At 57.3% G+C, this 25,335-nt stretch carries 8 protein-coding genes and 6 pseudogenes; 6 read left to right on the top strand and 8 right to left on the bottom strand.

Annotation, left to right across the window (positions count from 1 at the left end; translation table 11 throughout):
- Positions 1-59: 59 nt before the first annotated feature.
- The 5 genes and pseudogenes from ML_RS05940 to ML_RS15695 form a co-directional block, all read right to left on the bottom strand.
- On the bottom strand, positions 60-1,325 hold the full coding sequence (locus tag ML_RS05940) for a PPE family protein (RefSeq protein WP_010908184.1): 1,266 nt from the start codon (positions 1,323-1,325) through the stop codon (positions 60-62).
- 56 nt (positions 1,326-1,381) lie between these two features.
- Complete coding sequence (locus ML_RS05945; protein WP_010908098.1) at positions 1,382-1,681, bottom strand: PE family protein; 300 nt, start codon at positions 1,679-1,681, stop codon at positions 1,382-1,384.
- Positions 1,682-2,779: 1,098 nt separating this feature from the next.
- Positions 2,780-3,229, bottom strand: a complete 450-nt coding sequence (locus tag ML_RS18870; protein WP_414085533.1) for an MDR/zinc-dependent alcohol dehydrogenase-like family protein — start codon at positions 3,227-3,229, stop codon at positions 2,780-2,782.
- Positions 3,230-3,472: 243 nt separating this feature from the next.
- Complete coding sequence (locus ML_RS18875; protein ID WP_414085534.1) at positions 3,473-3,769, bottom strand: hypothetical protein; 297 nt, start codon at positions 3,767-3,769, stop codon at positions 3,473-3,475.
- Between the two features lie 458 nt (positions 3,770-4,227).
- A pseudogene (locus ML_RS15695) lies at positions 4,228-5,024 on the bottom strand (TetR/AcrR family transcriptional regulator); the annotation flags it as partial.
- A gap of 637 nt (positions 5,025-5,661) precedes the next feature.
- Between ML_RS15695 and ML_RS05955 the strand changes: the two are divergent.
- Positions 5,662-5,840, top strand: a pseudogene (locus ML_RS05955) (DivIVA domain-containing protein); the annotation flags it as partial.
- 1,873 nt (positions 5,841-7,713) lie between these two features.
- Positions 7,714-8,515: pseudogene (locus ML_RS17925) on the top strand (LLM class flavin-dependent oxidoreductase); the annotation flags it as partial.
- Here the strand turns inward: ML_RS17925 and ML_RS05965 are convergent.
- The 3 genes and pseudogenes from ML_RS05965 to ML_RS05980 all read right to left on the bottom strand — a co-directional run bounded on the left by ML_RS05965 (position 8,505) and on the right by ML_RS05980 (position 11,932).
- A pseudogene (locus ML_RS05965) lies at positions 8,505-9,229 on the bottom strand (SDR family oxidoreductase). The pseudogenes ML_RS17925 and ML_RS05965 sit on opposite strands and share 11 nt — an antisense overlap.
- Positions 9,226-10,020, bottom strand: a pseudogene (locus tag ML_RS17930) (FadR/GntR family transcriptional regulator). Before ML_RS17930 ends, ML_RS05965 begins: the two co-directional pseudogenes overlap by 4 nt.
- A gap of 1,528 nt (positions 10,021-11,548) precedes the next feature.
- Positions 11,549-11,932 carry a cytochrome P450 family protein gene (locus ML_RS05980; protein WP_010908187.1) on the bottom strand — a complete coding sequence of 128 codons (384 nt, stop codon included), beginning with the start codon at positions 11,930-11,932 and terminating at the stop codon, positions 11,549-11,551.
- A gap of 526 nt (positions 11,933-12,458) precedes the next feature.
- Here ML_RS05980 and ML_RS17935 point away from each other — a divergent pair.
- From ML_RS17935 to acpS, 4 genes and pseudogenes are all read left to right on the top strand, one after another.
- A pseudogene (locus ML_RS17935) lies at positions 12,459-12,874 on the top strand (nuclear transport factor 2 family protein).
- A 1,472-nt stretch (positions 12,875-14,346) separates the two neighbouring features.
- Entirely contained in the window at positions 14,347-15,066 is a 720-nt protein-coding gene (locus tag ML_RS05990) for a DUF1906 domain-containing protein (protein ID WP_010908188.1), read from the top strand.
- 611 nt (positions 15,067-15,677) lie between these two features.
- Positions 15,678-24,908: a type I polyketide synthase gene (locus ML_RS05995; protein WP_010908189.1), complete on the top strand. Its 9,231-nt coding sequence runs from the start codon at positions 15,678-15,680 to the stop codon at positions 24,906-24,908.
- A gap of 28 nt (positions 24,909-24,936) precedes the next feature.
- The gene (gene acpS / locus ML_RS06000; RefSeq protein ID WP_010908190.1) at positions 24,937-25,329 is read left to right on the top strand and encodes a holo-ACP synthase AcpS; all 393 of its coding nucleotides are present in this window, start codon (positions 24,937-24,939) and stop codon (positions 25,327-25,329) included.
- The last annotated feature ends 6 nt before the right edge of the window (positions 25,330-25,335 follow it).

The following is a 25,335-nucleotide window of genomic DNA, read 5'->3' on the forward strand; positions in this document are numbered from 1 at the left end:
TTATAATTTCCTTCCATTGATTTCGTTGCGTTGTGGATGAAACGTCAACCTCGCAGCTTTTATCCCGCTGCGGGGTTGCGGGGCATCACGAAAGCTCTTGGTTGCAGGCGTAGTGCAGTGTTGACGCCGCCAGTACCGCTGCCTCCGCCAGGGACCATAGGTGCCATCGGTAGCCCGCCCCCCAGCAGCGGCGCCGATTCGCTTTCGGTTGCGACGGCCACCCTGGCTGGCGACAATGCGCGCGTCGCTGCCGTAACCGGCTGGCTGGCCGTGGTCCAAGTTTGCGGCACCCGCAACGAGCCGATCGACGCGGCCCGACCCAATTGAGCAGTCACGTGACCACCCGAGCTTGAACCCAGCAATCCGCGGCCTGTCGACTGTACAGCACTTCCCATCGCCTTAAACGCGCTTTCTGCTGCCTTGGTCGTCGTCGGCGCCAAGCTCTTCATCGCCGAACCCATGCCGTTGACCAATGACAAACCCGCATTGGCCATGCCCGCATGGTTGTTGATCATCGATAAGGTGTCGTTTATGGGCGACAAGTGTTGTGCAAAGCCCCCCCACAACTGTGGTGCGGCAGCCGACGAAGAGTCAGGAACAGCTGTTTGTGGGGTGGCGACGTCTACATTTACTTGCTGGTCCACTTGCGGTACGACAGTAGCTTCCATCCCCTCATTGACCGCCTGATCGAGTGCGGCTTGGCTGATTGCCTGCTCGGCCTCAACAACCTCCTCAACAACCTCCTCAACAACCTCCTCAACAACCTCCTCAACAACCTCCTGGGCTAACCCGACCTCATTGACCCCCAGCGGCGGCGCCGTAAATGCTTTCGTCGCCCCCACTGCCTCCAGCACACTAGCTTGATAGCTGGTCATTGCTGCCGCGTCTTGGATCCACATCTCGGTGTATTCGGCCTCCTTCTCCGCGATCGCGGTGGAGTTTTGCCCGAAAATGTTGCTCATAATCAGCAGGCATGCTTGCGCGCGGTTCACGAACACCATCAGGGGCGGCACCGTCATTGTAAAAGCTGTTTCGTAGGCGTTCGCTGCTACCGTGAGCTGGGTTGCGGTCAGCTCGGCGCTTGCGGCGTTCTGGGTAAGCCACTTCTCATACGGCGTGACCCGCTCTGCCAGCGCCGCTGCTGACTCACCTTCAAATGTTGTTAGTAATGCTTCGACCGCTGACTGCAACCCCTGCGCTGCAGCAGTCAGCTCCTTAGCCAGAACAACCCATGCTGCGGCAGCGGTCAATATCGGGCTGGAGCCCGGGCCGAGATACATCCGGGTGGAGTTGGTCTCGGGCGACAGCGCTGCGAAATCGAACATCTCGTCGCTCCCTTATTACTCGTTGGTAGCCACTCGTGTGCAGCTAGCGACGTCCGCTATAAACTATCGTGATTGGCAGTCTCGGTACCCGCATATGCTGACGAGCTCGTCAACAAGCTCTGGATTAGATCCTGATGATTGGTCGCGCCCTGAGAGGCGTGCGCCTGGTACTGTCTCCCATGGCCACTGAAAAAATGTGCTAGCAAGATTGACACATCATCGGCAGCTGGGGGAGCAATTTCAGTGGTCAGCTGGGCCGCCGCGGCGTTGCTTGCCACTGTGGCAGCACTGAGGCCCTCCAAGGTGTTAGCTGCCGCGGTCAGGGCCTGTGGCTCTGCATTCAAGAAAAGGGGCATGCGGTTCCTCCTCGAAACTCAAACAATCCGACTACTGCACGGGGAAAGCTCAAGCGACCTGCTCACCTGCGCCTCCCTTCCGACTGCTTGGTGGTACGAACTGGCCTTAATGATCTCCGTTATGCAACGTTTACAACAGGTTAAGAGTTTATAACAGGTTAAAACCACCCGAGTTGCCGCAGTTTAAGGTGCAAAGTGCACCCATCGACCCGGCAAAAGGTTAATTCCGTCTAAACAAATAAACACTAGGTAAACAGCACTCGAAAGATTTGTAAAATTGGGCAACAGTATGCATGCTCCGTCACCGGTGTAATTGCCAGGTATGCTTCCCCGCCCGGAGCGATGGGTACACCACCCGCAGCGGATCCTAGTTATGCGATATATGACGCCTAAAACGATTATCGTTACCGGTGTCAGTGGCGGCATCGGGCTGCGACGACTCGTCGGTTACGTCGGCGAGGCGAAACACTACTTGTTGTAGTGGTGGTGGACCGGTAGGTAAGCAGGACCGCCGTCGTGGCCACGGAGTTGGGCACGGACTATACTTAGGTGTTGCCTTCTCCGAGCTGTGCTGGCCACATGAACTTTCCTTCGTAAGGTCACCATCACTGACTTGAAAAGTGCGGATCGGAGTCGGCCTAACACTGGCCTATGTGCTCGTGAAGCTGGAATTTATCTTGTTCACCAGGGAATTGCATCGGCGTTACCGTTTTGACGGGGCTCTCGGTTGCTTAAACTCATATTGTGCAGCACAGGCCGGTGGAGCGATTTGTCGTGGCCGTAGACCAGAACTCCTAACCAGTTGGTCTAGTTGGTTACCACCACGCCCGGTGTGGATTGGGTTCCTGGCGAAATACTATAATCGAAGTACAAGTATCGCGGAAATCAATCGCGCAGCCTACGACCTAGGTTTTGCGTGTCTATTTTGAGATCGCACACTGGCCCAGATCACCTAACAACTCCAGCGAGTGATCACCCGTCAGAAATCGCATACGCTGACCCCAAAATCGATAATTCTCCTTATGATTGCACGGTTTCGCAGGTCATTGTAGGCGTTGTTGATGTTGTATAAACGTTAGTGCTTCGTGATCATCTCGTCTAGCTGTACTTGGCCTGTCTAGGGTAGATCCTGGCCAGTCGGAAGATGTCCTCCTGTGGGTTGTGTGAACTAAAGACGTTGCCTGCGAGCATTTTGTTCATCGGGGTCAAGTCCTGAAGATCAATCTTGATTGGCCAAGTCAGTTGCGAGGCCATGCCGGTGAGTACGGAGACCCCGCTCTTGCAGGGTAGCATTAGCGCGTAGTGGACGTTGTCGCTGACGATCAACAAAGGCGAGATGACAACGGCGTCAGCCATTATTCCATATGTCAGATGGCGTAACAGATTTAGTGCGTCGACCACTATTGCAGCTTTGTGGGTAGCGCTGAGCTGCCGTGCTAATTTTTGCTTGAATTCGCCTCGATCAACAGAGACCATCTTTGCGGCGCCTCCGATCCGGGTGCTCTGGATCGCACTGGTTTGGATTCCTCCGGTACCGCCTGAGTGCATTCCGGGACAGTTTGCAATTGAATCGTAGCCGGCTGTAATGGCGCACGACAGTAACGCGCTTGGTGCCAGTGGCCAGTGGTAAGTGGTGGTTCTGTCTTCACGAGTGAATCCCTAGATACCACAGTGGTGTTTTGTGAAGGGTTTCCGACATTGGCACAGATGGCCGAGGATCAATCATCGGCAGTGTGATGGCGGAATGTGCCGTCGGTAGGCATGTCCGGCGTTAAGACGGTGGCCCCGATGTCACAGATGTACTCCATTGTGTTCGCACACCAGCGGGACTGGCAGCACACTGCGCCCAGCGATATCGTCAAGGCATCGTGCCAGCCGATCGTCGGGAACATGAGTGGGCAGCTCGAGGGATCGAAGCGCTTTATTGGATGCGGACAGATCCTCTTTGAGGATGTGGTCATCGGAGTGGCACAACCAGGAAGCAACTATCTCGACCGGGACTTCGCCGGTCCACGGCGGGTCTAGTTCACATTCCTCACCAGACCACGGTCCGCCGACGTCATGCAGGATAGCCGCCCGACTCCTCATGCTGCCTTTCTATACGGACGTGAAAGTGACCAGGAAGTCTATTGGGCTATCAGGTAAGGTCAACCCGACAATTCTGGACTTTTTATCCTTTCCATGGTTGCCAACAAGGGCCTAGATTTAGTGATGCGATCGAACAAGTTGTTCAACATCACCCGTGTGTCCAGCTGTGCTAGGCCTATCCCTAGGCACATGTGGCTCCCAGCCAAGGTGGTATGAGCTTGCCGTGGCCAGTGGATGTCGAAGGTGTTGGGCTCGGTCCACCGGCTTCCATCGCGGTTGGCCGAGCCCATGAGTATGTCGACTCCTGCGTTGGGAAGGATGGTCTTGCCGCCTATTGCGAGTTAGGCAATTGTAATCCGGGTGACTGAGGCCCAGTTGGGGGTTTCGGACCGCGAGCCTTCTTCGATCGCGCTTGGAATCAGGGACCGGTCCTAATAACCATCGCCAGCTGCTCGGGGTGGATGTAGATAATCCGGCCTGAACTGGCCCACTGCTACGTCAACGAGCGTGGTGATCAAGCCGCCTCGGAGCGCGCCAGAAGTGTTGACCATCTGCGGGCTAATCGGCGTCGTCGTCGCGAACTTGCCTTCGCGGTGCTCGGCCGCTCGCTGATCTGGGTGAACAGCTCGCCGAGCAAGGGCGGGGATTGCTCGTCGCTGTTTCGAATGCCGAGAGTGCCGCTAAAGGAATTATACAGTTGGCCGCGTCTATCGTGTGCTGGTTCCATTCGGTTCTCAGCCAATGTAACCGGAGTGCCCTCACCACCGTCTGCATGGATATCCCGGCCGCGGCACCGATATCCATGCCCGGGCCCAAGACCCGTCGGTGATGCCTTGTTCCACGATGTCGCGGATCAATTGGTAGAGCGGAGGGAGGCACGTGCGCGTATTCGCGGGGACGGGTCTCGTCCAGATGCAGGTTATTAGAGACTCAACTACAGATTTTAGCGTGTTGTCCTGAGTGCTTGATTCTGGCTGTGTGCTGATGCTGTCGATCATCAGTTCAGCGTGGCGGTGCTGTTTAGTCTGCGGGTCGCAGCGTGCTGCAAGTGTGCCGATTGCGCGATAATCCTGTCTAACAGTGCTAGCAGCAATTCGTTTTTGCTACTGAAATGCTGGTAAAATGTGCACAGCGCGTCTTGGAGCGTGGGAAGACTTCTTGCACGGTGAAGTCGGCGTGTTCCGATTTTGCTCAGTATTTCTACTGCTATCTTGATTTTACAAAGTGGTCGGCGCGCGCTATCTTTCGACGTCATCCGCTCTGGTCGTGGGCCTCTCACTCAACTCTAAGACCGACGTTCATCTCTGGGAATGCGGTTACAGTATTTTGTTGCGGCCGGTAGTGCGAATCCTCGCCTCGGTAGTTGGCCCCGCTTTGCTCGATTTGTGTTGTGGCTTAACGATTTTGAGTATTGTTTGCTTTTTCTTGGTGCGGCGGCAATGCGGTGCGCCCGCATGGTGATGCGCCAGCCCGGACAAATGAGCTGGTGCCGACAAGAACCTACGGAACTGTACATTTGGCATTGCGGAAAATCTACGAAACCGTATTTGCAAGCAACAGTCGACAACTGTAATATTCTCCCAGCCTTATAGTGTGGATCACGTATACAATTTTGTCAGGGAAGCTTGAATGACGAAGGTTTGGACGGTAGCCGAGATGGAGATGATACGTAAGAGGTATCGATGGTGACAGTGCGAGGGGTGAACAAAGGATTGGCGTTGAACAGTTCGTCAGTGCCAACTTTGGTTGATGCTCATGTTGTTGCGGTGCCTGCTATTACGCGCAGAGCGGCGAGTGGCGGTTGATGCCGAGCTTTTTCCCGCAAGTGACTACGAACGTAAAGTCCATTCGACAGTTGAGGTTTATTTTTCTTTGGCTAGTGGAGACAGGCGATGGGGCTGACGACTCCTGCTGATGTTCATAATGTTGCGTTCTCTTAAGCCACGCATCGGCAAACGTGGTTACAGCGAAGAATGAGGTCGATCTCTTTCTTGACCTCATTGAGGAAGAGGTGGTCAGCCATATCGAGAGGAATGCTGAGCTCCGTAATCGTGTTGCTGGGCTAGACAAGCGGAACACCAGGCTCGCTGACGGACAAGTCGAGCTTGCACAGCGGTGCACTGCTGTCACTCAGCGGGAACGGCAAGTTGGTGAACAAGAGGCCCGGCTGTGCCCGCAAGAAGCCGCGATCGCCCGGCGGGAGGTCCGGCTGCGTCAGCAAGAAACCGAGTTTGCCCAACGGCACGCTGTTGTGAGTGAAGGTGAATGGCAAGTTAGCCAACAAGAGGCTTGGCTCTACGAGAGCAAGAAACTGAGATTCGTGAGCGGCAGGACCGATCAGAGTCGATCCGTCCTTTTGCGTCAACGGTGATGCAGCTATTTACCATATGACGCAGTCCTCTCACTCTGTGCCTCAATGCATTGCGCCACATCTGCAGCACGTCGTTACCCATGGTTTGCTTCGCTCCTAGAGTGGGCGGACAGTAAGCGCGGTGCATGGTCGGCACCGCATGGAGCGGACAGCCGATTCGGGCGGTGACCGACATACTCGGTAACAGGATGGCTGAGACGGTGTGTGAGTGTATGCGCACGAGTACGGTTCAACCCACGCCAGTGCGTAATTGCCTAATGAGGTGGTCTCTCCATTGCAGGATCTCATGCGCGAGAACGCCGAATTTAACCGATCCAACGGCATTCTCAAAGCTGTGGCGGCTCTCCTTGCTGCTGAGCTTGACCGGCACTAAGTGTGTTGTGGCCTGCGGTGCGATGATCAGCTTCTTCGGGCTGCTGTCACCGTTGAGCGGTTCACCTTATGTTGTCACTGTGTGTGGAATCTGGTCGATGAATTCCAGCGTTTTCGGAACTTTGTATCTGTCAAGCTTGCTCTTTGCTTAGTCGATCACCTGCTGCTCTGTCGACGGCACAGCCTTGTGGTTAGCGGAGTAGTTTGCACCACCGCGTGCGCACCTTGCATCCCCAGCGCGAGTCGGCCATTTCGACGACCACCACGTCCGGCAGATGCCTGAGTGTGTGGCAAGGGCAGACTCGACTTCGACTGGAAAGACGCTGGTGCCGCCGGTGATGATCATGTCGGCAAGGCCGTCTACGATGTCGATGTGGAAGTGGCCATCGGATTACAGGTGGCGGATAATCGCCAAATTAAAGGAATCCAACGTCGGTTGACGGTAGCGGTAAAGCCCCACCCAGATAGCGGTAGTCAGTGCTCATCGGTGCGTGCAGATACATGTCGCCATCTTCTACCGGACCCCAGCGGTCTTTGTTCGGCATCTAGAATTTGGATATCGGTATTCGAGAAGTCGCGGCCTACGTTGCCCGGATGAGTGAGCCACTCGTCGCTGCGCAATGCCGTGAGTCCTCGGGTTCTTAGTGCCTGTCGTAGGAGATGACAATCTGTTCGAGACTGAGTAGTTCGAGCCAGCTATGCAATAGCCGGTTGGCATCACGGCAGCGCCCTGCGAGGATAAAGATTAAAGATGACGTTGGACAAGTCTCGTTTAGTCCGATGTCAGGCAGGGCTACGATACTCGCCAGCATGGTCGGCGTGGCCGTGAAGTTGGTAATCTGATACCACTCGACTATGTTCACAACCAGTGTCGCTTCGAACTTTTCGGGCATAACCAGATGGTCGTCTCCCATAAGAGATGAGGAGGGTGGCGAAGCCGTTTGGTGTGATGTATCGGCACGGGTACCAATGGCTTGCTGCCTGGACCACTGGCGTCCAGGTCGATCAGAACGGCTCGCTGTGCTGAGGGATGCGGAGCGACGGGGCTAAATTAAGGATCACCTTGGTCGTGTCGGTTGATTTTCTGCTGAAAATTCCTTTTTCTGTCGGGAAATTGCTTCAGGAATTGGGCTTTCGGACTCGCAGCTGAGAATATGCATAGGTGGGTGCATGGTAGAATAGTTTCTATTCCTGTCGCAGGGTGCGGTTATCGCTGTCCAACATCACCGAGCGGTTGTGCTACGCAGAGGACAGTGGCTGTGACGGAATAGCGTTCATTGATCATCTCGAGGTTCCCGGGCTCCATGATGAAAACATCTGAAATGTGATGGGAATTACGACCTTGGTAGCGGTCGGGCCTTAGCGCTGAAGATCGGTCATCTGATGCTATGCGACGCGTTCCGGTATCCGACGGTACTCGCTAAGCACGCTATCATCCTGCCGGCTGCGTTCGACGGCAAATTCAATTTCAGTCTAGGTTCGTGGTTGTGGTCGGCGGAGTTCGCCAGATTCGATATTATCCAGTAGGACCCGGTGGACCGGGTCGAGCAATTTCGGAAGCCACCTGGCGCTGACCACGCAGTATTGGGCTGACGGCGACAAGAGTCAGCGTTCCAGACCGGCTCGTCGGATACTGCTGGTTCTGGGTGGAAGTGGTCTTCTGATGATGTAATTCTTTGTCGGGTAATAGGATTGGTGGAACCTCCAGGAGAATCATATTGCTCGGTTGCCCCGGCTGGCTCAGGCGACGGGGCGTACTGGATCTCGGTGCAGCAGATAGCGGGCTTTGTTAGGTCAAGTAACTATTCGGCTGCTGTGCATGAGCTGAACACTCGGCTATTCGGCCACCTGGGCCCGGGACTCGTCTGTGGTGACGCCGGATGAATTGATCGCACACTTCGCGGGCTTGACGATTTATCGGGTGGAGCTTTTCTACGTGTGGTTTGCCGATTTCGTAGTCGGTTTCGCTGCGCGAGTTCGGTGAATTGGTGATCAAAGCATTCGGCCGAGTGGAACGGCATCGAGTTTCGGTCGGGGCACGGTCTGTGGCCGAGCGAAGGGGCCGCGCTGTACCGACCGCACTCAGCCGGATCTCCGGCAGTTCCAATGATGAATGGGTCGACGGTGTCTAATTAGGCAACAGCTTTGGTGACGTTAGACACCTGGATTGCGTCCACCTTGACGGGGACGTCGGTCAGCATCTCGGTTTTACCTGTTCTGGCCGTCACGATGTGGACGTCGATGCCATTCCGGTCGACTTCGCGCCAATGCCCGGGCGAACGTATTCATGCCGTCTTTGGATGCCGAGTAGGGAGTCCTTTTGGCTGGTATAGGCTCGTGTGCCGCTGACGACGAGATAAACATCAACCGCGAATCCGCACGCATCAGCGGCAGCGGTCATTACGAAACACAAATCCAGTCTGGCCGAGCCGATTGCCTGCCATTGCTCGAGTGTTTGCTTGTGCACGTATGTTTCCCAGCTTATCGGCCTTGTGAAAGATAAGGTCGACCGATTCCAGTGTGTTTATGGCATCAGGTGATTCCGCTGTATCGGATGCTTAGGTCACGATATGGTGGTTCACGATCTCTACGGAGCGTAGCAAGACTTGACGTCGCTCCGCCAACATCATGTCGTACTTTAGCTCACATAGCCTGCGAACACATGCTTTCCTGACCCTGTCGTTGCTGTCGGTGAGCAGTGCGGTTCTGGTGTTCAAGGGCGCCGAATATCTTTCGGATGCGACAATTCCTGCGGTGAAAGCGCATAGATCCGTTGTTCGTGTCCAGCTTGACGACACATTAGGTCTGGGTGTCGGCCAGCGGTCCGGCGTGCCCGGTCGACGTCACCTTCGGTGATCGTCTCAGCGAACTTGATATGCGTGTTGAGCCCGGCACGGCGCTTCGCCAGCGATGGGTAAGTTCCCCGCGCTGAGCTCTCGTTCGACTACTGCCGTTCATGGCTGGTCCACAGCGTCTCTAAGCTGCCTACTACCGCGATGTATGGTGTAGTTGCCGCGGACGATGAGATCGTGGAATCGACACCCATTTCAGTGAAGAGCAGGCTGTCTTCGGGGTGCATAGCGATGGAATCATTGATTTTACTTAAGTTTTGGCACTAAGAATATCCTCGCGGTCGTGCTACTGGGCTGCCAGTGCGGCGCAGGCAGGTTCGAGTTCCTGTAATGCCGCGCCGAGGTCGGCGAGCGCGATTGACTTACTCTGCAGCAGTAAACCAAGCATGTAAGCGGCGCTGGTCCTGGTTGGTGTGTGCACAACGACGCTGCCACGGTTGCCTCGCCGTAACGAGATTAGCCTCTCAGTGTCCATGATCTGCAGCGCTTCCCGAAATGAGAGCAAGCTGACGTTTAACGGTTCGACGAGCGCTTCCTGGCGCGGCAACAGGTTGCCGTCGATGATCTGGCAGCACAGCTCGTTCAGCTACGATTTCGTCTATCCTCGGTGTCGACAACCGGCGACGGGCGTCGTCACCAAGTGCTAAGGCGATGATCTGATCCTCGCAACTCGATTTAATTTAATGATGTAATTTATTACATTTAGTGATTTAATTTTTACGTGGTGACCCGCGGTTCTTGCTTTAGCTAATTTAACAATTATATTGTAAATAGTTGCGTGAGTTGCGGGTCCGACATCCGGTCGATCTCGCTTGACTAGTTGTGTATTGTCGAGATCAATGACCTGATTGTCGGCAGTTATTGCAGCAAACTGTTGGTCGACGTTGGCGCAGAGCTACGTAAAGTCAAACTGTTGCAAGGTGATTTTGTTGTTTCGGTGGCTACCATCCTTGGATAGCCGGGATTTCCCGTTGTTCAGCTATCTCAACGTGGGCAGGCGCAGAATGACCTGTTGGGTGGATTCCGACCTATACCGCGCCGCACTCGCTGCCCCGAACGTTATAGTGCTCACCGAAAGCTGATCGCGGGCAGTGGCCCTGGTAATCGATCCGCAGCGGCTGCTAAGCGTCTTTCCGCAGGTGATCATAGTCATGATCTCCGATTTCGGCTGAATCGGTCTGTTCGCTGATCACGCGGCAACCGAGTTAATGCTGCAGAGCCTGGGCCTACTCGCCTGCCGATCGATCGGGGAGTATGTGGGCGGCGTGTTAGGTGCACTGGCCGCGCGACGCCGCCTCGAGTATGGCGATCCGGGTGAGAAATCGCGACCTTGTCCAAACTCGAGGCGATCACGTTGATGCAGAGTAGCAAATAGCTGCATTCCGCAGTTGCTGCGAGTTCCTCCGGTCCGCCGCTCTCTCGAAGTACCCTACGATCGAACCGACCTGGTACGGCTAAGGTGGGATCACCATGGCCACGAAGTCCAGCCATGGCTGGACTTCGTGGCCATGGTCGACTGCCCTGAACTTGGCGGTATTCCGTAGCTGCGGTTTCAGATCAGCCGATGGGAATACCGCAACCTGATCAAGGAACGGATTGGTCCCTGAATGGCAGAATGAATCATCTAGTAGATCGTCGGCTGGGCTAACTGTTCTGCCTACCGATCTCGGCGCAGGGGTAACGGTTACACTGCCCGAGAGACGGCCCACCTGATCGACCGCGGGGTGTTGGTTCGTAACCCTCTGGTTTTCACCAGCCGCTCCTGTCATGGTTGAGTCAAGGTGCGTATCTGCGGTGCTTGTCCGCACCACAGCACGCTGTGCGGGCAAAGAGATATAGCCATGGTAAAATGTGGATCTACATGTAAAATGGCGGCGCAAAGATTGCATCTCGAGACAGTTGTCGTTGTCGATTTGGTTACTTTTTGGGTCGGGTCCGTTGCTATCCAGCTTCTCTGCTAGCTGTGTTCGGTGCCGACGTAGTCAAGGTAGAGTCTATCCAGTGTCTCTATAGGCATTCGCTAATTGGTCGGAATGCACACTGAAGTCGAGAACTGGTGGTAGTACGGTTAAGTATTCCATGCGATGAACTCAATTCCGTTAAGTTGGGGGAGGATGAATCGACATCAACCTTGATGGTACGCATCCAGTACACTATGATATCGGGGTTCAGTGCAGAACTTCCTCAACGGCGCTGGGGTGCAATGCTTCCTGATCGCGGTATCGTTTTATCTGGTCGGGATTCGTGGTGAACGCCTGCAGTCCAATAGCCAGTAGTGTGCTTGGCGGTGTTGCTGCCGGTGAAGGTGAGCACGAAGAAGAATTCTAGTTCGTTGGCGGGAAGACGGAATGGTTTTTCGTCATTCCCGGTGATGACGGCCGATGCCAGCGTCCGCCAGATGTCGTCGGATGGGTTGCGTCGCTTTTCCGCGGTGAGTTTGAGTGTGTACTCAAAGATGGTGCTGTGGAGATCGATTTCCTTCCGCCGGCTCAGCCAGGCTTCTGGCGATCGAGCCTTCAGGATTCGGTCAAAGGAATCAAAAATCTGCGGCCGGTTCTTTTCCAGCATGCCGATGCTTGACCGTCACCCAGAAGTGGTGTTGAGTGGTCACTGTAGCAAGCCGAGCGAAACCGGGTGTGAACTAGCGCCCGGAAAGCGGCCTGTTGCGTCTCAGGTCGGCAAACAAATCATCAGAAAAACTATTTATAACATAATATCGGATATATTTACTGTGACAGCGGTAATTGCCAGTCTCGATTCGTTGGAGTGTCGCACCACCACGGCGTTGATTTTCAATATTTGAAATACTAGAAATAGACTCTAGTCGTCGAACCGCTGTCAGTGGGGTGGCCCCGTTTGCGTTCGGTTGTGTGGTATACGGAGTGCACCGTGACGTATACTGTTTTGGACTAGATTGTTGAGTCGGGCCAAGGATGCGTCAGAACGGAAGTTCGGATCGACCGGTATTGCGTTGTCGACTTACCGGTTCTCGACGGGTTGGTTCATCGTCGGATTTTCCTCCGACTTGACCGTCGGAAGAGGAGGATAAGCAAAGATGGCGATGATTTGTCAGGAATAGCGAGTACTCGATGCGGTGACTGCTCGTGCGGCCATTCTGTATGTGACCGCTCAACAAAATGGTGTATACTTTGACGGCGATCGTGAACACTGGCTCGCCACCTTGCCGCCATTCCGGTGCTAGCTGCATCCGGAGATGGCGAGTTGTTTCGCGATCTGCGCGCTTCTTTCAACGGCGACGATGGATAGCGATTGGTGACTGTCGATCACGAAATCACTGTCGAAGGAGTCCACGCGGTACGATGTTGTGTCGCAGCGCATACGGCGATACGACTCTGCAGGCCACAGGGGTATTTTGGGATTAACTGAATTTACGAGCGCGGTGGCTGGTATTTCTCTTGCCGCAATTTTGCCTGGGATGCGGTACCAAGCCGTCATCCGCTCGGTCATGTGCGCAGTACCGCTACGTTGCTTGACATGAAAGGGATTTAGCGCTGCTATCCATTTCAGTTAGTACCCAAGTATTGGAAGCTAGAGTTGTCAGTCACAGAACTAGAGTTGTCTGTCACAGAAGGTGTCCACCCCGACCAGGAGTACGGTACTTGGCTCATGGCTGGCCACCTCGACGCTGCCGAGATCGTTCAGTCATTTGCCTTTCTGAGGATATTCAATTAAGAATCGGCCCGGTGGTACCGATAGTCGCCGGTTTCTATACGATGGTGCTATTTTATCTACAGACCGGTGATTACGGCACCTATAAAGGATTATGGCATACCGCAGGCCACCCTGAATGCGGACATACAGCGCAATTTGGCTACCATCGTATGGCTGCCTAGGTCTTGAATATCAAAGCGGAGCCAGAGCTGCGTCGTGGGCTGTCCACTGCGACGGTGACGAACATTACTTCCTTGTTCCTGCCAAGTTGATCTAGTCGGTATTAGCCGGGCGGGTTGATCCATGCAACTGGACCTGACCGTAACATCAACTCGAGCATCGACACCAGTGTGTGCGTCTATTTATCACGGGAAGATCGTCTGCTTCGGCCAAAAATACACCTACTCCATATGTTCAGACCGGATGGACAATGACCCGGACGTTGCGCTGGGGTGAAGTGATCGAGTAGGTCAGCAGCACCGATGAGCATGTAGACCGGCAATGGTTTCCGAAATATGTGTGCGGCGTGGAAACCAGGGGAGGCTCGCGGGCTCGGTCTCAAGAATGGCGCGCGATCAATTTCGATAGCGGCGTCTACCCCAGTATTTGGCAGCATTCTACCGCACCAACAGTAATGCGTTGCAAGCATTCTCCGGCGTGATGCTGAGATACCCGAACCTAGCTCATGGTATTAAGTAACCGTCTGAATGTGCCGAAGACATCCAGGTCATGGTGAGCAGCTACGTGCGATGGCCAGACGCTGTGCGGCCCTTGGTGTACCCGATTGCGCCGGTTAGATATATGTTCGATTATCATCGGATGACTTGCTGCGCACTGCAACTGTGGACATTCTTAGGAGAGTTTTTGGTTGCTGCTCCAGCGCATGGCCTGCCGATCGAATATGTGGACCGTGGGACGCTGTGGGGCAATCCGGTGAGTGGCTTCGCTTGCTAAGAGCGCTCATTGGCGCTGTATCGGGATTGGGGTCTGATCGATGTGTTGGCTACGACCGTCCCTAACGTCGCACTAGCTTACTCAGACCTGAAGATCACAGTGGATCAGGTTGTGCCGTTGTCAGTTTGAGCTCGTTGCTATGCGGTGCGTGAGAGGTTGATGAAGGTGGTTCCCAACCAAAAGTACTAGATAGCAAAGATTCTCCACGATCTGCTCTCCATACTATCGGAGGACGGGTCGCCCGACAGAAATACCGGCAGCATCATGACGTTCGGATATGATTATGTCAATATGACAAATATGTGACTGGTGGTTTTGACGTGATTCTTTGGTGTTTCTGACATATCCTGTGACATATGTCGGTTTCTCGGCGTGACGTCCTTAAATTCGCTACCGTGACACCGGGCCTGTTAGGTCTAGGTGTCGCTGCCGCGGCGTTGTGCGCCGTACCGGCATCGACGGCAGGTTCACTTGGCACCTTGTTGGACTACGCGGCCGGAGTCATCCCCGCCAGCCAGATCAGGGCCACCGGCGCGGTGGGGGCAATCCGATACGTGTCCGATCCTCGGGGTACCTGGGCGGTTGGCAAGCCGATTCAGGTCACTGAGGCGCGTGACCTCATCAATAACGGGCTAAAAATTGTTTCCTGCTATCAATATGGCAAGGGCAATACCGCAGACTGGCTGGGCGGTGCCACTGCCGGCCTCCGGCACGCCCAGCGCGGAGTGCAGTTACACACTGCCGCTGGTGGTCCCGTCAGTGCACCTATTTACGCTTCGATCGACTCTAATCCCACGTATGAGCAGTACAAACAGCAGGTTGCTCCGTATCTGCGGTCCTGGGAATCGGTGATCGGGCACCAGCGCACGGGCGTCTATGCTAATTCGAGGACGATCGCCTGGGCCCTGCAAGACGGCTTGGCCTCGTATTTCTGGCAGCACAACTGGGGCTCCCCTAAGGGCTACACTCATCCGGCTGCGAATTTGCACCAGGTCGAGATTGACAGGCGCACCGTTGGTGGGGTTGGGGTTGACGTCAACACAATCCTCAAGCCCCAATTCGGGCAGTGGGCTTAAGCCGGTCTGGGGCTACTGGCGCGTTGAACGGCCTTGCCTGACGCCGGTGCCTGTGCACTCCGGCAAACACTTGTTTTCGTTCGGTGCACGGGACTGTAGACTTGTAAAGATGCGTGGTGGTACGTACCTCGCCTCTGTAGCCTCACTATCAAAAATTATTTATATAAACTAGCCTCACTGTAATTTATATAACAGTATGAAGTATTCCATAACAATCTTGCCTCGATCAATGCAGTTATAGCTACTTGACCGTAACCACCTACACGCAGGATGTTTGTCCGCAGCATCCGTGCTCGCGGTTTGACCCGGCGTTACTTACAACATGGCTACCCCTATATAGGATATAGAACTCGCTAGTAACCACTCGGCGTGCAAGAAGGGCACGTTTTTGTTACACCTTATGTTTTCTCTTATGAAATCCTTGTTGCAGCCGATGCAGTCTGCCGCGCGGCTCGGTCCACGGCCGGTGCACCAAACACACACCGGTCAGCTGACTTTCGGTCTGCGGTTTAACGTGGAATCGACCGGAAACTGACTGGGCTTCGCACGGCAGTCCAGGCGGCCTGGCGAACAGACACCTTATTAAAGACGCACACAGGGAGATATAGAGCGTGACGATCCACGAGCACGACCAAGTGTCCGCTGATCGCAACGGAAATAGCCTACATGGCTCCCGTGCTCTGGCGGATCGGCTAAAGGCCGGAGAACCGTACGTCGTCGCGTTCGGTGGCCAAGGCAGCGCCTGGCTAGAGACCCTGGAAGAACTCGTGTCCTCGGCTGGGCTCGAAGCCGACTTGGCAACGTTGGTTTGTGAGGTCGAATTGCTACTCGAACCGGTCGCCAAAGAGCTGGTTGTGGTGCGTCCGATCGGTTTCGAGCCGCTGCAGTGGGTACGCGCGCTGTTGGCCGAAGACTTGGTACCGTCCGACAAGCACCTGACGTCGGCTGCGGTGTCGGTACCCGGCGTGCTGCTCACCCAGATCGCGGTCGGGCGCGCTCTGGCACGGCAGGGCATGGACCTTATCGCGACACCCCCGGTGGGGATTGTGGGGCATTCCCAGGGGGTGCTCGCTGTCGAGGCGTTGAAGGCCGGGGGGGCACGCGACGCTGAGCTATTGGCAATGGCCCAGCTGATTGGTGCTGCCGGAACGTTGGTGGCCCGCCGCCGCGGCATTTCCGTCCTCGGCGACCGTCCGCCGATGGTGTCGGTCACCAACGCTGACCCCGAGCGGATTCGCCGGCTGCTCGATGAGTTCGCACAGGATGTTCGCACTGTGCTACCCCCGGTGCTGTCCATTCGCAACGGGTGGCGTTCGGTTGTTATTACCGGCACTCCCGAACAGCTGTCGCGATTCGAGCGTTACTGCCGGCAGATCTCCGACAAGGAGGAGGAGGATCGCAGGAAAAAGATCCGCGGTGGTGATATTTTTGCGCCGGTCTTCGATCCGGTGCAGGTAGAGATAGGCTTCCACACGCCACATCTGGCCGACGGTATTGGCATCGTCGGAGGCTGGGCCGAGAAAGTCGGCCTCGATGTCACGTTGGCCCGGGAACTGACTGAGGCCATCCTGGTGCGCGGCGTCGACTGGGTGCGCGAGATTACCCGGGTACATGGTGCTGGCGTTCGGTGGATTATCGATCTGGGTCCTGGCGACATTCTGACCCGGCTGACTGCGCCGGTGATTCGCGGCCTCGGTGTGGGCATTGTGCCCGTTGCAAATCGAGGTGGTCAGCGCACCCTCTTCACCGTCGGGGCCGTTCCTGAGGTGGTTCGCGCTTGGTTGAGCTACGCCCCAACCGTAGTCCAACTTCCCGACGGCAGGATCAAGCTCTCGACGAAGTTTACCCGGCTGACTGGGCGTTCGCCGATTCTGCTCGCGGGCATGACCCCGACCACCGTCGATGCCAACATTGTGGCTGCTGCGGCCAACGCCGGGCACTGGGCCGAACTGGCCGGTGGTGGGCAGGTCACGGAAGAAATTTTCGCCAACCGCGTCGAGCAACTGTCCGGACTGCTCGAGCCTGGACGCACCTATCAGTTCAACGCGTTGTTTCTTGACCCGTACCTGTGGAAGCTGCAAGTTGGCGGCAAGCGGTTGGTGCAGAAAGCCCGGCAGTCTGGCGCAGCGATCGACGGTGTGGTGATAAGCGGCGGTATTTTAGATTTGGAAGATGCCGTCGAGTTGATCGAGGAACTGGGTGGCATCGGCATCAGCTATGTCGTGTTCAAACCCGGCACCATTGAGCAGATACGCTCGGTGATTCGTATCGCGACCGAGATGTCCACCAAGCCGGTGATCATGCATGTCGAGGGTGGGCGTGCAGGCGGTCATCATTCCTGGGAAGACCTCGATGACCTGCTACTTGCCACCTATTCGGAGTTGCGCTCACATGCCAACATTACTGTTTGCGTCGGCGGTGGCATTGGCACTCCCGAAAAGGCGGCGGAGTACTTGTCCGGACGTTGGGCGCAAGCGTACGGCTTCCCGTTGATGCCGATCGACGGTATCCTGGTCGGCACCGCGGCGATGGCTACCAAGGAGGCCACTACCTCGCCATCGGTTAAGCGGATGCTAGTCGAAACGCAAGGGACCGACCAGTGGATCGGCTCCGGAAAGGCCCAGGGCGGCATGGCTTCCAGCCGTAGCCAGCTCGGTGCCGACATCCACGAGATTGACAACGCTGCCTCGCGTTGTGGTCGACTACTTGACGAGGTCGCTGGCGATGCTGAGGCGGTCGCAGAACGTCGTGACGAGATCATCGCGGCGATGGCCAACACCGCTAAACCTTATTTTGGCGACGTTTCAGAGATGACCTACCTGCAGTGGTTGCAGCGCTACGTTGAGTTGACGATCGGCGAGGGTAACTCGACCGCCGACACTGCGTCACCGGGCAGCCCATGGCTGGCCGATACCTGGCGTGACCGGTTCCAGAAAATGTTGCAAAGAGCTGAATCACGTTTGCATCCAAGTGATTTCGGTCTGATTAAGACAATTTTTACCGATCCTGTGTTACTAGAGAAACCCAACCAGGCTATCGCCGCTCTGCTGAAGTACTACCCAGACGCCGAAACCGTCCAGCTGCACCCGGCGGATGCGCCTTTCTTCGTCATGCTATGCCAGATGCTGGGCAAGCCGGTCAACTTCGTGCCGGTCATCGACAAGGATGTGCGGCGTTGGTGGCGTAGTGACTCGCTGTGGCAGGCGCATGATGCTCGCTATGACGCCGACCAGGTGTGCATCATCCCCGGCATTGCAGCGGTGGCCGGTATTACACAGATGGACGAACCCGTTGGTGAGTTGCTGGACCGCTTCGAACAGGCCGCCATCGACGAGGTACTCGCCGGCGGAGCGGAGCCGGTGGTGGTTATGTCGCGCCGGTTGGGCCGTGCCGATGTGGCCGGACCTCTGGCCGTGGTGCTTGACGCACCCGATGTGCTGTGGGCCGGGCGCATCGCTACCAACCCGGTTCATCGGATCGCCGATCCGAATGAGTGGCAGGTTAATGGAAACCTCAGTGCGACACACTCATCCACCGGTGCCCAGTTGCAGGTAAAGTCCGAAGACCAGCAGGTAGTTCTCAGCGTCCCGGTGTCGAACGGTTGGATCGACATCCCGTTTACGTTGCCTACCAACACCGTTGACGGCGGTGCCTTGCTGGTATCCACCGAGGATGCCACCAGTGCCATGCGCGCAGTGCTGGCAATCGTCGCTGGTGTTGACGGGCCGGAGTTGCTGTCCCCGGTTAAAGACGGAACTGCTATAGTCACAGTGGACTGGAATCCTGAGCGGGTTGCTGATCACACCGGGGTCACGGCCACCTTCCGGGAGCCGCTGGCTCCCAGTCTCGCCACTGTGCCCGACGCATTGGTCGGTGCATGCTGGCCCGCGGTTTTCTCGGCCATCGGCTCCGCAGTTACCGAAGCCGGTGTTTTGGTGGTGGAGGGCCTGCTGAATCTACTGCACCTGGACCACGCTGTCTGTGTTGTTGGCAAGTTGCCAACAGTTCCAGCCCAATTGACAGTAACCGCAACGGTTTCTTTGGCCATCGATACAGACATGGGCCGTGTCGTGCCCGTCTCGGTGACCATTAGAGACACAACCGGAGCCGACGGCGCTGTGCTTGCCACTCTCGAGGAGCGGTTTGTGATCCTCGGACGCACCGGCACCGCGGAACTCACCGGCCCGGTTCGGGCTGGTGGAGCAATATCTGAGAACGCGACCGACACTCCGCGCCGACGGCGTCGTGACGTCACCCTTACCGCACCGATTGATATGCGTCCGTTCGCAGTGGTGTCCGGTGACCACAATCCCATTCACACCGACCGGACTGCTGCGCTGTTGGCAGGCTTGGAATCGCCGATCGTGCACGGCATGTGGTTGTCGGCTGCAGCTCAGCACGTGGTAATGGCTACCGACGGACAAGCTCGACCGGCGGCGCGATTGATCGGGTGGACTGCACGATTCCTGGGTATGGCCCATCCTGGCGACAAGGTCGACTTTCGTGTCGACCGCATTGGAATCGACCAGGGAGCAGAGATTTTAGAGGTTAGCGCGCGCATCAGTTCGGGTCTGGTGATGTCGGCTACCGCACGGCTGGCCGCGCCCAAGACTGTCTACGCGTTCCCCGGCCAGGGTATCCAGCATAAAGGTATGGGCATGGATGTTCGGGCTCGTTCCAAGGCGGCCCGCAGGGTGTGGGACGATGCTGACAAATTTACTCGTAGCGGGCTTGGGTTTTCGGTCCTGCACGTGGTGCGTGACAACCCGACCAATATCACCGCCAACGGTGTACATTACCACCATCCCGATGGGGTGTTGTACCTCACACAGTTCACCCAAGTTGCGATGGCTACGGTGGCGGTCGCGCAGGTTGCTGAGATGCGTGAACAGGGTGCTTTTGTCGAAGGTGCTATCGCCTGCGGCCATTCCGTCGGCGAATATACGGCATTGGCCTGTGTCATGGGAGTCTATGAGCTAGAAGCCTTGCTAGAGACTGTGTTTCACCGCGGGTCGAAGATGCACGACATCGTGTTGCGCGACGAACTGGGCCGTTCTAACTACCGGTTGGCGGCGATCCGACCCTCGCAGATCGGCCTGCCCGATGATGAGGTTCCCGCGTTTGTCAGAGGAATCGCCGAAAGCACTGGTGAATTCCTGGAGATCGTGAACTTCAACCTGCGTGGCTCGCAGTACGCGATTGCCGGCACGGTCCACGGCCTGGAAGCATTGGAAGCCGAAGTGGAGCGGCGCCGTGAGCTCACCGGCGGTCGGCGCTCATTCATCTTGGTGCCTGGCATCGACGTGCCATTCCACTCGCGGGTGCTACGGGTCGGCGTGGCAGAATTCCGCCGTTCGCTGGACCGCGTCCTGCCGCAGGATCAAGATCCCGACTGGATCATTGGGCGCTACATCCCCAACCTAGTGCCACGGCCGTTCACACTGGCTCGCGACTTCATCCAGGAGATCCGGGATCTGGTACCTGCCGAGCCACTCGACGATATCCTCGCCGACTATGATACCTGGCGCCGTGAGCGCCCGAGTGAGATGGCGCGGCGGGTGTTAATCGAGCTGTTGGCTTGGCAATTCGCCAGCCCCGTGCGCTGGATCGAAACGCAGGATCTGTTGTTCACCGAAGAGGCCGCTGGCGGCCTCGGCGTGGAGCGGTTCGTCGAGATCGGTGTGAAGTCGGCGCCGACCGTTGCTGGGCTCGCTACCGATACCCTTAAACTTCCTGAATATTCCCACAACACAGTCGAAGTGCTCAACGTCGAGCGTGACGCCGCGGTGCTGTTCGCCACTGACACCGATCCCGAGCTAGAGCCGGAGCCAGAAAACGTATCGGACGCTTCCGCCGCTTTACCGGCAGAAAGCGCGTTAGCGCTGGGAACTGTTGCGCCTGCTCCGGTGGTGCCGTCGGGTCCTCGGCCGGAGGACATTTCGTTCGGCGCCGCCGACGCTACATTGGCGTTGATCGCGCTGTCGGCCAAGATGCGCCTCGACCAGATTGAGGAGATGGACTCGATCGAGTCCATCACTGATGGCGCGTCGTCGCGGCGTAACCAGCTGCTGGTAGACTTGGGTTCTGAGTTGAGCCTGGGCGCCATCGATGGCGTCGCCGAGGCGGATCTAGCCGGGCTGCGGTCGCAGGTGACTAAGTTAGCGCGCACCTATAAGCCTTACGGTCCAGTGCTTTCTGAATTGATTAATGATCAGCTGCGCTCGGCTCTAGGGCCCTCGGGCAAGCGGCCCGGCGTCATCGCCGAGCGGGTCAAGAAGATTTGGGAGCTCGGCGATGGTTGGGTTAAGCACGTAACGGTCGAGATTGCGCTGGGAACTCGTGAGGGCACCAGTGTTCGTGGGGGACCCCTGGGCAACCTGAACGAGGGTGCGTTGGCCGATGTCGACTCCGTTGACAAGGCCGTTGACGCGGCGGTCGCTTCGGTCGCTGCGCGGCATGGCGTTGTGGTGGCCCTGCCGTCCGCGGGCAGTGGAGGAAGTGCGACCGTCGACGTTGCAGCATTGAGCGAATTCACCGATCAGATCACCGGACACGACGGCGTGCTCGCTTCGGCGGCCCGTTTGGTATTGGGTCAGCTGGGTCTGGATGGACCCGTTACTGCGGCTCCAGCTACCACCGACACCGGGCTCATCGATTTGGTTACTGCTGAATTGAGTACGGACTGGCCCCGTTTGGTGGCTCCGGTGTTCGACGTCAAGAAGGCCGTTGTTTTCGACGACCGCTGGGCTAGTGCCCGTGAGGATTTGGTCAGGTTGTGGCTGAATGACGAGGGTGAGATTGAAGCCCAGTGGTCGCATCTGTCGGAAAGGTTCGAGGGCGCCGGCCACGTCGTTGCTACCCAGGCCACCTGGTGGCAGGGTAAGTCGTTGGCCGCGGGTCGCCAGATCCACGCGTCGCTGTACGGACGGATCGCTGCCGGTGCCCAGAACCCGGATCGAGGTCTCTACAGCAGTGAAATCGCCGTCGTTACAGGAGCTTCAAAGGGTTCGATCGCCGCCTCGGTTGCAGCACGACTGCTCGATGGCGGTGCCACTGTGATAGCGACAACGTCGAAGCTCGACGAGGAAAGGATAACGTTCTACCGTGCGTTGTACCGTGACCATGCTCGGTACGGCGCCGCGTTGTGGGTGGTCGCGGCCAACATGGCATCCTATTCTGACATTGATGCACTGGTTGAATGGATTGGCAACGAACAGACAGAAAGCCTTGGGCCACAGTCGATTCACATCAAGGATGCGCAGACACCGACGCTGCTGTTCCCGTTTGCAGCGCCGCGTGTGATCGGTGACTTGTCGGAGGCCGGTGCACGCTCCGAGATAGAGATGAAAGTGCTGTTGTGGGCAGTGCAGCGACTGATTGTTGGTCTGTCGAAGATCGGCACTGAGCGCGATGTCGCGTCGCGGCTGCACGTGGTGTTGCCCGGCTCACCCAACCGCGGCATGTTCGGTGGCGATGGGGCTTACGGCGAAGCTAAGTCGGCTTTGGACGCCGTGGTGAGTCGTTGGCACGCCGAGTCTTCGTGGGCGGCGCGGGTCAGTCTGGCACATGCGCTGATTGGCTGGACTCGCGGCACGGGGCTGATGGGGCACAACGACGTTATCGTCAGTGCTGTCGAAGAGGCAGGCGTTACCACGTACTCCACCGATGAGATGGCCGCAATGTTGTTGGACTTGTGCAATGCGGAGTCCAAGGTGGCTGCGGCCGGCACGCCGATCACGGTGGACTTGACCGGAGGCCTGGGTGAGGTTGATCTCGACATGGCCGAACTAGCCGCCAAAGCGCGTGAAGATCATGCGGCGCAGGCCGCAGAAGATGAAGCAACTGAAGCCTCCGAGGTAGCGGGCACGATTGCCGCGTTGCCCTCCCCACCTCGCGGCTACACTCCGGCGTCGCCGCACTGGGACGACCTTGATGTCGACCCCGCCGACCTGGTGGTGATTGTCGGTGGCGCCGAAATAGGCCCGTACGGTTCGTCGCGTACCCGGTTCGAGATGGAGGTTGCGGGCGAACTGTCGGCTGCCGGTGTCCTGGAGTTGGTCTGGACCACTGGATTGATTCGGTGGGAAGACGACCCGCAACCCGGTTGGTATGACACCGAATCCGGCGAATTGGTCGACGAGTCCGAATTAGTTGAACGCTACCACGACACCGTGGTGCAGCGTTGCGGCATCCGTGAGTTCGTTGATGATGGCACGATCGATCCTGATCATGCGTACCCGCTCCTGGTCTCGGTGTTCTTGGACAAGGACTTCGCGTTCGTCGTCTCCTCGGAGGCCGACGCTCGTGCCTTTGTCGAGTTCGATCCGGAGCACACGGTTATCCGGCCGGTGCCCGACTCGAGCGACTGGCAGGTCATCCGCAAGGCCGGCACCGAGATTAGAGTGCCGCGAAAGATGAAGCTGTCACGGGTCGTTGGTGGTCAGATCCCGACCGGATTCGATCCGACGGTGTGGGGCATTAGCCCCGACATGGTCAGTTCCATCGACAGGGTAGCGGTGTGGAGTATCGTAGCAACTGTCGATGCGTTCCTGAGCGCTGGCTTCACCCCCGCCGAGGTGATGCGCTATGTGCACCCGAGTTTAGTGGCCAACACCATGGGCACCGGTATGGGCGGTGGCACTTCGATACAAAGATTGTATCACAGCAGCTTGTTGGGTCGTAACAAGCCCAATGACATCTTTCAGGAAATCTTGCCGAATATAGTTGCCGCGCACGTAGTCCAGTCCTATATTGGCAGCTACGGATCGATGATTCACCCGGTCGCTGCATGCGCGACGGCCGCGGTGTCGGTCGAGGAGGGTGTCGACAAGATCCGGCTCGGTAAAGCCGAGCTGGTGGTAGCTGGCGGCATAGATGACCTGACGTTGGAAGGCATCATTGGCTTCGGCGATATGGCGGCCACCGCCGACACCGCCATGATGCGTGGCCGGGGCATCCACGATTCCAAGTTCTCCAGGCCCAACGATCGGCGTCGACTGGGTTTCGTCGAAGCCCAGGGTGGTGGCACCATCCTGCTGGCGCGTGGTGACCTAGCGCTCAAGATGGGTCTTCCGGTGTTTGCGGTGGTGGCGTTCGCCCAGTCGTTCGGTGACGGTGTGCACACTTCAATCCCAGCTCCGGGCTTGGGCGCGCTTGGCGCAGGCCGCGGTGGCAAGGATTCGCCGTTGGTCCAGTCGCTGGCCAAGCTTGGTGTGTCTGCTGACGACATTGCAGTGATCTCCAAGCACGACACTTCGACGCTGGCCAATGATCCCAACGAGACCGAGCTGCATGAGCGGCTCGCTGACGCGATGGGCCGCTCCGCGGGTGCTCCGCTGTTCGTGGTGTCGCAGAAGAGCCTCACAGGCCACGCCAAGGGAGGCGCGGCAGTCTTCCAGATGATGGGCTTGTGCCAGATGCTGCGGGATGGGGTAATCCCGCCCAACCGCAGCCTGGATTGCGTCGATGAGGAGCTAGCTGGTGCGGCGCACTTTGTATGGCTACGCGACACGCTGCGGCTCGGCGAAAAATTCCCGCTTAAGGCCGGCATGCTGACTAGCCTTGGGTTCGGGCACGTGTCGGGTTTAGTGGCGTTGGTGCACCCGCAGGCGTTTATCGCCGCGCTAGACCCAGGTCAGCGGGACGACTACCAGCGGCGTGCGAATGTGCGCCTGCTAGCCGGTCAGCGGCGTCTGGCTTCGGCGATCGCTGGCGGTGCGCCGATGTACGAGCGGCCACCGGACCGTCGCTTCGACCACCATGTGCCGGAGAAGCTGCAAGAGGCAGCGATGTTGCTCAATCCGGCTGCTCGGCTTGGTGACGGCGATGCTTATATCGGATGAGTTCGGTCATCGGTTAACGTAGCACTTCGTGGGCATTGTCGGCGTGGGAATCGACCTCGTCTCCATCCCTGATTTCGCCGAGCAGGTCAGCCAACCGGGAACGGTGTTCATGACTATCTTCACTCCTGGTGAGCGTCGCGATGCCTCGGTCAAGAGTTCGTCGGCGGTGTGTCACCTGGCGGCGCGTTGGGCTGTGAAGGAAGCGGTGATCAAGGCGTGGTCAGGATCGCGGTTCGCCCAGCGACCGATGCTGCCAGAGAACATCCACCGCGATATCGAGGTAGTCAACGACATGTGGGGCCGTCCGCGGGTCCGGCTCACCGGAGCCATCGCTAAGCATCTGACGGATGTGACGATCCATGTGTCGCTGACGCACGAAGGGGATATCGCGGCGGCAGTGGTGATCTTGGAGGTTCTGTGAGCTGGG

It is taken from the genome of Mycobacterium leprae TN, from assembly GCF_000195855.1.
Taxonomy (GTDB): Bacteria; Actinomycetota; Actinomycetes; order Mycobacteriales; family Mycobacteriaceae; genus Mycobacterium; species Mycobacterium leprae.

Excerpts from the sequence above, each read along its gene's own strand:
- ML_RS05940 (WP_010908184.1), bottom strand. The coding sequence starts at position 1,325 with ATGTTCGATTTCGCAGCGCTGTCGCCCGAGACCAACTCCACCCGGATG.
- ML_RS05945 (WP_010908098.1), bottom strand. The coding sequence starts at position 1,681 with ATGCCCCTTTTCTTGAATGCAGAGCCACAGGCCCTGACCGCGGCAGCT.
- ML_RS18870 (WP_414085533.1), bottom strand. The coding sequence starts at position 3,229 with ATGCACTCAGGCGGTACCGGAGGAATCCAAACCAGTGCGATCCAGAGC.
- ML_RS18875 (WP_414085534.1), bottom strand. The coding sequence starts at position 3,769 with ATGAGGAGTCGGGCGGCTATCCTGCATGACGTCGGCGGACCGTGGTCT.
- ML_RS05980 (WP_010908187.1), bottom strand. The coding sequence starts at position 11,932 with ATGCTGGAAAAGAACCGGCCGCAGATTTTTGATTCCTTTGACCGAATC.
- ML_RS05990 (WP_010908188.1), top strand. The coding sequence starts at position 14,347 with ATGTCGGTTTCTCGGCGTGACGTCCTTAAATTCGCTACCGTGACACCG.